9 protein-coding genes are annotated in these 8,550 nt (G+C 59.4%); 3 read left to right on the top strand and 6 right to left on the bottom strand.

Annotated elements, in window-relative coordinates; all coding sequences use genetic code 11:
- The 3 genes from ACRXB1_RS23750 to ACRXB1_RS23740 all read right to left on the bottom strand — a co-directional run.
- A partial coding sequence (locus ACRXB1_RS23750) for an ATP-binding cassette domain-containing protein (RefSeq protein WP_449493412.1) occupies positions 1-641 on the bottom strand: 641 nt, incomplete at its 3' end.
- Positions 642-902: 261 nt separating this feature from the next.
- Complete coding sequence (locus tag ACRXB1_RS23745; protein WP_062169926.1) at positions 903-1,898, bottom strand: sugar ABC transporter substrate-binding protein; 996 nt, start codon at positions 1,896-1,898, stop codon at positions 903-905.
- Between the two features lie 210 nt (positions 1,899-2,108).
- The gene (locus ACRXB1_RS23740; RefSeq protein WP_062000843.1) at positions 2,109-2,390 is read right to left on the bottom strand and encodes a hypothetical protein; all 282 of its coding nucleotides are present in this window, start codon (positions 2,388-2,390) and stop codon (positions 2,109-2,111) included.
- Between the two features lie 384 nt (positions 2,391-2,774).
- On the opposite strand from ACRXB1_RS23740, the gene ACRXB1_RS23735 reads away from it, so the two are divergent.
- The 3 genes from ACRXB1_RS23735 (at position 2,775) to ACRXB1_RS23725 (ending at position 4,856) form a co-directional block, all read left to right on the top strand.
- Complete coding sequence (locus tag ACRXB1_RS23735; protein ID WP_061999371.1) at positions 2,775-3,083, top strand: PsiF family protein; 309 nt, start codon at positions 2,775-2,777, stop codon at positions 3,081-3,083.
- Between the two features lie 319 nt (positions 3,084-3,402).
- Positions 3,403-3,888 (top strand): hypothetical protein, encoded by a 486-nt coding sequence (locus tag ACRXB1_RS23730; RefSeq protein ID WP_449493411.1) that lies wholly within the window; start codon positions 3,403-3,405, stop codon positions 3,886-3,888.
- A 377-nt stretch (positions 3,889-4,265) separates the two neighbouring features.
- Positions 4,266-4,856, top strand: coding sequence for a BPSL1445 family SYLF domain-containing lipoprotein (locus ACRXB1_RS23725; protein WP_062000842.1), 591 nt, complete (start codon positions 4,266-4,268; stop codon positions 4,854-4,856).
- 101 nt (positions 4,857-4,957) lie between these two features.
- Here ACRXB1_RS23725 and ACRXB1_RS23720 read toward each other — a convergent pair whose 3' ends face one another.
- From ACRXB1_RS23720 to ACRXB1_RS23710, 3 genes are all read right to left on the bottom strand, one after another.
- The gene (locus ACRXB1_RS23720; protein ID WP_075359695.1) at positions 4,958-6,025 is read right to left on the bottom strand and encodes a glycosyltransferase family 4 protein; all 1,068 of its coding nucleotides are present in this window, start codon (positions 6,023-6,025) and stop codon (positions 4,958-4,960) included.
- A 257-nt stretch (positions 6,026-6,282) separates the two neighbouring features.
- Positions 6,283-7,689 (bottom strand): alpha,alpha-trehalose-phosphate synthase (UDP-forming), encoded by a 1,407-nt coding sequence (gene otsA, locus ACRXB1_RS23715; protein ID WP_174364021.1) that lies wholly within the window; start codon positions 7,687-7,689, stop codon positions 6,283-6,285.
- A 127-nt stretch (positions 7,690-7,816) separates the two neighbouring features.
- Positions 7,817-8,550: mechanosensitive ion channel family protein (locus ACRXB1_RS23710; RefSeq protein WP_449493410.1), on the bottom strand; the 734-nt coding region annotated here is incomplete at its 5' end.

Below are 8,550 nucleotides of genomic sequence, written 5' to 3'. Positions count from 1 at the left end.
TCCGCAATCCTGCGCAACTCTTCCAGCCGGTGCGAGATGTACACCAGCGCCACGCCCCGCTCCTTCAGCCGCTCGACCTGTTCAAAGAGCAGATCCACTTCACGCGCGGTCAGCATGGCCGTGGGTTCGTCGAGAATCAGCACGCGGCAATCGCCAATCAGATTCCGCGCGATCTCGACCATCTGCTGATGCCCGATGCCCAGTTCGCCCACGAGCGTATCGGGATCGATCGCGTCCAGTCCGACCTGGCGCATTGCGTGGTGCGCATCCTCGCGCAGCGCCGCCCGGTCGATCCAGCCGAATTTCAGGCCTTTGCGCTGGGGCAGACGGTTGAGGAACAGGTTTTCCGCCACCGATAAAGTCGGCAGAAGGTTCAGCTCCTGCATCACCATACGCACGCCCAGCGCTTCGGCATCCTTGCGGCTCGCGGGCGCGTAAGGCTCGCCGCCAAGCGTCATGGAACCAGCAGTCGGATCGACCAGTCCGCCGATGATCTTAGACAACGTACTCTTGCCCGCGCCGTTCTCGCCAGTCAGCGCCAGCACTTCGCCCGCGCGCAAGTCCAGCGTGACGCCCGCCAGCACCGGCTCCGCATAGGTCTTGCCAACGCCGCTCACCGTTAAAACCGGGGCGGTTTCCATAATGTTGTCCATCGCCTTCCCGCTGCTGCGGACCGGATGCTGTCACGCAAGGCACGCCGCAATCGTTTGCAGGCAAGCCCTTCTGACAAGCTGTCTCCGGTCCTTCGCGTCAGTAAAAACCACGCTGAACATCGCCTGGCCGGTCATCTCATGGTGCATCGACGACCCGGCCGTTGCTTCAATTATCGGCAGCGATGCCCGGTTCTTGAGATTTTAGACAGATTTCGACAGACGAATCCCATTTTTCCATGCAGATACTTACTACTTTTTGGTAACGAGATCCACCGGCGTTTCCACCACGCCGGACAATTCCGACTGTTTCTTGTGCTCGGCAATTGCTTTCAGCGCGGTATCGATGCCAAAAACTGCCTGCTTTGCAGCGTATTGATCGGCCGTGGCGAGCACGCGGCCATCGGCGAGCATCGGCTTGATGGCGTTGATGTTGTCATAACCCACGACCTGCACCTTGCCTGCCTTGCCCGCTGCGCGAACTGCAGACACGGCGCCGATCGCCATGTTGTCGTTGCCGCACAGCAGCGCCTTCACATTCGGGTTCGCGTTCAGGATTTGCGATGCCACCGCGTTGCCCTTGTCGATTTCCCAGTCGCCTGACTGCAGCGCCACGACCTTCACACCCGCAGCTTGCATGGCTTGCTTGAAACCCGCCGTGCGCTGCTGCGCATTTGTCGTCGTCGAGACACCTTCGATGATGCCGACTTCATCGCCGGACTTGAGCTTCTGCTTGGCCAGATACTCGCCAACCTGACGCGCGCCCTTGGCATTGTCCGGACCCACGAACGGCACGTTCAGGTCCTTGGACTTGAGCACGTCGGAATCGAGCTTGTTGTCGATGTTCACCACGATGATCCCGGCATCGACCGCTTTCTTGATCACCGGTACCAGCGCTTTCGAATCCGCCGGCGCGATCACGAGCGCATCGACCTTCGACACGATCATCTGCTCGACAATGCGGATCTGGTTGGCGGTATCGGTTTCGTCCTTGATGCCGTTCGTGATCAGGTCGAACTGGCTCGGATTATGTTTCTGGTAATCCTTGGCGCCGGTTTCCATGGTCAGGAAAAACTCGTTTGCAAGCGATTTCATCACGAGCGCGACCTTGGGCTTATGCGCGGTCTGAGCGGCGGCACCGGTCGAATACATCGACAAAGGCAGCGCAGCGCAAGCGCCAAGCGACAGCGCGATGGAAAGAAAGCGGCGGCGCAGCGCTGGTTTTACGGTCTTGTCATGTGAGTTCATGCAACGAATCTCCTGGATTGTTCGAGTTGTCGGATGTCGGGTAGGACGGCGTTGAACCTATGACGCGTAGAACCTGTAGAACGGCTCTACTGGCTGTATGGCCGACAGCCGCGCGCCCCAAGCGTGGATGTTTCCCCGGCATGCCGCAATTGCTGTTGCCCCTGATTTCAGCACACCCGCTCATTGGCCCAGATCCACATGACGCAGCCATCACAGTTCATCGACGGACTGGCCTTCCACCTGCTTGTCGATGATCTTGCGCGCATAGTCGATCCCGGCCCGTGTTGCTTCGATAGGACTTTCGAACGGTTCCTGGTCCGGCACGCCGAACATCTCCGATCTGCCGCTCTCGCCCGCCGAGCTGCGCGAAATGGTCACGACGATATCGAAATGGCGCGGGCCGTCGTCGGGCTCGTCGCGCTCCTTCGCGCGCCGCAACGCCTGGACGCTGATTTCAAAACCTTTGTAGTGATCTGACAAGGGGCTGGTCATGCGCGACTCCTTCAACGGTTGGAACAAGCGGGTCTGCAACATTTCGAAAACCGCAATGTGGCGACGCTGCAACGCGGCATGGCGTGCGGACAGCCAGCGGCAAGCACCGGCGAAATTGTAAGCCTGCGACAGTCGATTGCCGTCATCGTGAAGCACAAGCTTACAACCTTGATCGTGGTACAGCGATGACCGTTCTTCCGCTTCCATGCGCCGACGCGCGAGCGCAGGTTTTCATGCTGTATCGGTACGAAACCGTACGGCATTTGTAGGGCTTTTTGCCATAATGAGGCGCCGAAGCATATATGTCGTTCGGCGAACGCCAGTCCTGGATTTCGACCGGCGTCACCTTGCAGCACGTCATCCATCCAAAGAGGGAGCATCGCCATGAAGATCCGGGCAACCATGACAGCGTTGGCACTGGGCGTAGCGTTAAGCGGGAGCTTCGCTGCAACGCCAGCGTTCGCGCAGAACAGCCAGCAGTCGAAAATGAGTACTTGCAACACGCAAGCCGCCGGCAAGAAAGGCGACGACCGCAAGGCTTATATGAAGGACTGCCTTTCATCGGCGCCAGTTGCTGCAGCTGCACCCATGACCCAGCAGCAAAAAATGACGGCATGCAACAAGACTGCCACCGGCAAGAAAGGCGATGAGCGAAAGGCGTTCATGAAAGACTGCCTGAGCAACAAGGGATAAGCCGCAGCGAGGTGACGCGGGTCGTTACCGCGCAAGCCGCGCGCCTTCGGGCCCGCGGCTTTTTTATCGATCGACCGACTAAAACCCCCCGCGGCAGAACGTCACAAAGCATCGCGAGGCGTGGCAAAGGGTCGCAAAGCCGGGAAAACCCGTACCCTCTCTTATTGCAGCGCACCTACGGTCATGCTACGCGCAACGCGGTTTATCTCATAAGATGACGCGGAGGCGGCCCTGCCCTAAGACACAAATACGACATTCAAGCGCTACGGGTCCGCCAGTCTTGCCGGTTTGCAGCACTGCAACGGACGGAGGCCCGAGGATGGTGTGGCGATATAAAAACCGCTGGTTCAGGCGGTGGCTGGTGCTGATCGTCTTCTGGGCGGTCCCGGTGATGATCGTGGCAGCAAATGAAATCCGCGAGCAACTCGCTTATGACTCCGCGGACCTGTCACACACGCTTTCAACCTGGTCGTTCACCGATACCCAACGCGCGCAGCCCGCAGCTCAACGCTGCCACGGTCCAATCGATGAAGCGCGAAGCGCCGGATGTCCTCAAGACATGCTAGCTGCGAAAACCGCTTTGGACCAGCAGGCCATCGCCCAATACGCGACACGCAAAGGCGTGCTGTTCGGCTATCTCTGGACTGCCTTCATTGGATACTGGGTGGTCCCGGCCATCACGCTTTTCGTGCTCGGTGCGATCATCGGCGTGATTCGTCGATCATTGCGTCATCCGATGAAGAAAAACGACGTTCAATCCACGCACGAACCCGCTCACAAAACCACGCACGTCGCCAAACCATGAGACCGCGAATTTGCGTTGTGACAACAAAACCGCTTCTTTTCGACCAAATCATCCCATCTTTCAAACTTATTTTTACGGGTAAGTTTGACCGTAATTCGCCTTTCCTCGTTGAGGTGGCCCGTATTTTGCGGCGTGCAGATCTGCCGGACGGGAGCACAAAATGTTTCACACAAACAAGCGGGTTCTCGCTCGGCCAAGCGGCGGGCCGTTTCAGGTCAAAATTACCTCACCGGATCGTGCTATCGTGCTGAAGCCCAAGCGGGGCAAGGCTTTGCGCGGTCAGCGAAGGTGTTGTTAAACGACCTGCTGTGTTATAAATCGCCCTGCTGGAACACTCGTTAGATGGGGTTTCCCAAAAAACCACGATGGAGAAAACGATGCAAAGACGAAACTTCATGATCAAATCGACCGCCGCACTTGCAATGGGCGGCTTCGCGCTGGCCGGTTGCACGACGACGTCGAACCAGGGCGCACAAAAGACGGCCGGCGACGCGGACGCACGCCGTTCAATCGACTCGGATATCGATGCGACCATGCAGCGCCTGTACGTTACGGCCAAAGGCTCACGCGAACTCGTGGGCAAGGCGCGCGGCGTGCTGGTGTTCCCGTCGGTAATCCAGGCGGGCTTCATCGTGGGCGCGCAGTACGGCAAGGGCGCGCTGCGAGTGGGCGGCAGCTCGGTCGGCTATTACAGCACGACCTCGGGTTCCATCGGCTTGCAGGCTGGTGCGCAATCCAAGTCGATCATCTTCCTGTTCATGACGCAGGACGCACTCGACAAATTCCGCAACACCGACGGCTGGTCGGTGGGCGGCGATGCATCCGTCGCACTGGTCAAGATGGGCGCAAACGGCAACATCGATTCGACGACAGCAACCGCGCCGGTCGAAGTGTTCGTGCTGACGAACGCCGGCCTGATGGCCAATCTGTCACTGGAAGGCACGAAGGTCTCGCGTCTGTCCATCTGAGGTTTCCAAGCCTGTCTTGTTGACTTGATGCCGCAAAAAAACCGCCGCGCAGCCCGACCCGAAAGGTCGTACTGCGCGGCGGTTTTGTCTTGCGTGGTCCTTTAGCTCGTGGCGCTGTCGATCAGCTTGAGCCGTGAACGCTTCTGCGCCCTCACAACGGCCTGATAAGCATCCACGTACTGTTGCGCCATGCGATGCGACGTGAAGCGCTCCTCGAAGCATTTGCGCACGCCTGCGCGGGAGATCGTGTGCAGCCGGTTCACGGCGGCAACCGCGCCAATCTCGTCCTCGACAATAAACCCCGACACGCCCTCGTCCACCACTTCCGGCACCGCGCCGCGGTTGAAAGCGATTACCGGCGTGCCGCACGCCATGGCTTCGATCATCACGAGGCCAAACGGCTCGGGCCAGTCGATCGGGAACAGCAGCGCGTGGGCGCCGGAGAGAAAATCGGCTTTCTGGTGATCATCGATTTCACCGATGAACTCCACATACGGCAGCTTCATCAAGGGCGCAATTTCGCGCTCGAAATACTCGCGATCGGCCGAGTCCACCTTCGCTGCAATCTTTATCTTCATGCCGCAACGTCCGGCTATACGAATGGCGGTGTCCACGCGTTTTTCCGGCGATATGCGCCCGAGAAACGCCAGGTAGGTCTGGTCGACCGGCTGCGGCATGTATCGCTTTTCCGGCAGCCCGTGATACACGGTTGACAACCACTTTGCCTGTGGCAATGGATGGCGCTGCGAATCCGAGATCGAGATGACCGGCGCGGTGTTGAAGGTGTTGAAAATCGGCTGCTGCTCCGGCAAGTCGAGCCGGCCATGCAGCGTGGTGACGAACGGCGTGTCCTGCCGCTTGAAGAGCGAGAACGAGTAGTAATCCATGTGGAAATGCAGGACGTCGAAGTCGTCGGCGCGACGGCGAACCATTTCCATCAGCAGCATATGTGGCGCAATCCGGTCCCGGATAGCCGGGTCGAGCCGCAACGCGCGTGGCCAGACGGCTTCGAGCTTGGCCTTGGTCTCGGAGTCGCCCGAAGCGAACAGCGTGACATCGTGCCCGAGCTCGACCAGCGCCTCGGTGATGTACGACACGACCCGCTCGGTTCCCCCATACAGCTTGGGCGGCACCGACTCGGTCAGGGGTGCTATTTGTGCAATTCTCATTGTTCTCGTCTCCACTCGGTCTTACGTCGCCGTGATCTTTAGCCGGTGCAATGCCGGATAAGCACGGTCGCCGGTCGTCACGCGCGAGCATTCCTCTCGTAATGACGACACCCGCATTATTGGCCGTGAATGCGCTGGCGTTTGCAAAACTTTCACTTTCATGACGCTGTTACAGTCACGAAACACACGTTTTGCAACGTTACATCGGCGTTTTTGGACCGTTTCTTGAGTGGTGAGAACGTTTTTTTGATTACCGCTTATTTCGTCTTCGACGACGGTTTGCCCTTTTGGACACCGCGAAGGTCGGCGAGAAACGAGTCGCGCCACACGCCGAGATCGTACTTGCGCAGCATTTTCATGTTCGTCTCATAGCGCTCGCGACGCTCGGCAAGCGGCATGGATAACGCGCGCCCGATCGCTTCGCTCATGCCGACGATATCGTGGGGATTGACCATGATAGCGCCCGTCATTTCGTCGGCGGCGCCGGCGAACTGGGACAAGACGAGCACACCGGGATCGTCCGGATTTTGCGCCGCAACGTATTCCTTCGCGACGAGGTTCATGCCGTCGCGCAACGGCGTGACCAGTCCGATCTGCGATTCGCGGAACAGCGACATCAGCTTCCACCGGTCATACCGCTGGTTCATGTAGCGGATCGGCGTGTAGTCGAGACCGGAGTAGCGGCCATTGATGCGCCCGGCCTCATACTCGAGGTTATGGCGGATTTGTTGGTACGTATCGACGTCGGAGCGTGTTGGCGGCGCAATCTGCACGAGCGTGACATTGCCGCGCCATTCCGGCGATTTCTCAAGGAAATGCTCGAAAGCCTTGAAGCGCTCGACCAGCCCTTTTGAATAATCCAGCCGGTCCACGCTCATGATGAGCTTGCGTCCTTCAAGACTCTGCTTCAGATCCATCACGTCCTGACGTGCTTCGCCACGCGTGGCTTGCTCGGCGATCTCATCGGGGAAAATGCCGATCCGGTACACGCCCGTTTTTAGCTTTCGGCCAAAGGCTTCCACCTGACCATCCGCGCTCGCCGTGCCATGCGCGTGACGCACGATGTAGTCATGAAACGCAGCCTGATCGCCGGGGGTCTGGAAACCCACCACGTCGTAGCAGCATAGTGACTTGACCAGTTCCTCGTGCGGCGGAATGTTGAGCAGGATCTGCGGCGACGGAAACGGGATATGCAGGAAAAAACCCATCCGGTTGGTGACGCCTTCAGAGCGCAGCGCTTCGCCGAACGGGATCAGATGGTAGTCGTGGACCCAGATGACATCGTCGGGCTGCAGCAGCTTGATCGCACGGTGCGCCAGCCACGAGTTCACCCTTCTGTATCCGGCGTATTCGTCGCGGTCGTAGACAGCCAGATCGTTTCGATAATGGAAGACCGGCCAGAGCGTCGCGTTCGAAAAACCGCGGTAATACTGGTCGTAATCCTTTTTCGGCAAGCCAACGGTCGCGAATGTGACCGCGCCATCCTGTTCGAGCTTCGGGCCCTGGTTCGCGACCGTGTCGCTCACCACGTCGCCGCTCCAGCCGAACCACACGCCGCCACTGTCCTTCAGCGCGCCGAATACACCCACGGCGAGGCCGCCGGCGGAGCCTTTGGTTTCTGTCGGTGAAGCAACTCGGTTCGATACAACGACTAGACGGCTCATTCCTGGAATTCCTTTCTTGGTTCGTGACGTCCGGGTTTTCGGGTCCATCCCGAAATAGTAGTGAATTTGGCCCCGGGCGGCGGCCTCAGTTCAAACTTTGTCCGGATCTTGAAGTCGGATGCGGCGTTCAGCGCCGCTCGCCCGCGCTGGCAGGCTCAGGCGCTGTCGATGCCGCCGAATGCGCCGTCGGATCCGGGCCATGCCGCTCTCCGCGGCTAGCCACCGGATCGGCTTCCGTATTGGCCGTTCCGCGTACTGGCGGCCGGATCGCGCTGCTTGCCTGCGTCCGGTCCAGCGGCGCGACGAAATCGACATGCTCGCCCTCCGGCGCCAAATCCGCCCGCGTGCGCGGCAGGAACTGCGGGAACTCGGCTTGGGCAAAGTTCAGCAGACCTTCGCGCACGCGGCATCGAAGGTCGAAGTTCAGGCCGGAATCGAAGGAACTGACGAGCACGCGAATCTGCATCGACTTTTCGGTGGCGTCGGTGACCTGAAGTACCTGCACGCGGCCATCCCATTCCGGCGCATGCTCGAGGATGCGTTCGAGCTCTTCGCGCAATGGCGCCATCGGCATGCGGTAATCGACGTAGAAAAACACCGTCCCGATGATCTGCGAACTATTGCGTGTCCAGTTGGTAAAAGGGTTCTCGATGAACCATTGCAGCGGCACGATCATGCGCCGCTGGTCCCAGATCCTGATGGATACGTAGGTGCCCGTGATTTCCTCGACGCGGCCCCATTCGCCCTGGATCACGACGACGTCGTCGAGCCGGATGGGCTGCGACAACGCGATCTGCAAGCCGGCAATCAGGTTGCCGAGCACCGGCCGCGCGGCAATACCGGCGACCAGGCCCGCCACGA

The sequence above is a fragment of the Caballeronia sp. M23-90 genome, from assembly GCF_053574605.1.
This window is presented reverse-complemented; position numbering and strand designations above follow the sequence as displayed.

Coding starts and splice junctions, on each gene's coding strand:
- ACRXB1_RS23725 (WP_062000842.1), top strand. CDS start 4,266: ATGCAAAGACGAAACTTCATGATCAAATCGACCGCCGCACTTGCAATG.
- otsA (WP_174364021.1), bottom strand. CDS start 7,689: ATGAGCCGTCTAGTCGTTGTATCGAACCGAGTTGCTTCACCGACAGAA.
- ACRXB1_RS23745 (WP_062169926.1), bottom strand. CDS start 1,898: ATGAACTCACATGACAAGACCGTAAAACCAGCGCTGCGCCGCCGCTTT.
- ACRXB1_RS23735 (WP_061999371.1), top strand. CDS start 2,775: ATGAAGATCCGGGCAACCATGACAGCGTTGGCACTGGGCGTAGCGTTA.
- ACRXB1_RS23730 (WP_449493411.1), top strand. CDS start 3,403: ATGGTGTGGCGATATAAAAACCGCTGGTTCAGGCGGTGGCTGGTGCTG.
- ACRXB1_RS23720 (WP_075359695.1), bottom strand. CDS start 6,025: ATGAGAATTGCACAAATAGCACCCCTGACCGAGTCGGTGCCGCCCAAG.
- ACRXB1_RS23740 (WP_062000843.1), bottom strand. CDS start 2,390: ATGACCAGCCCCTTGTCAGATCACTACAAAGGTTTTGAAATCAGCGTC.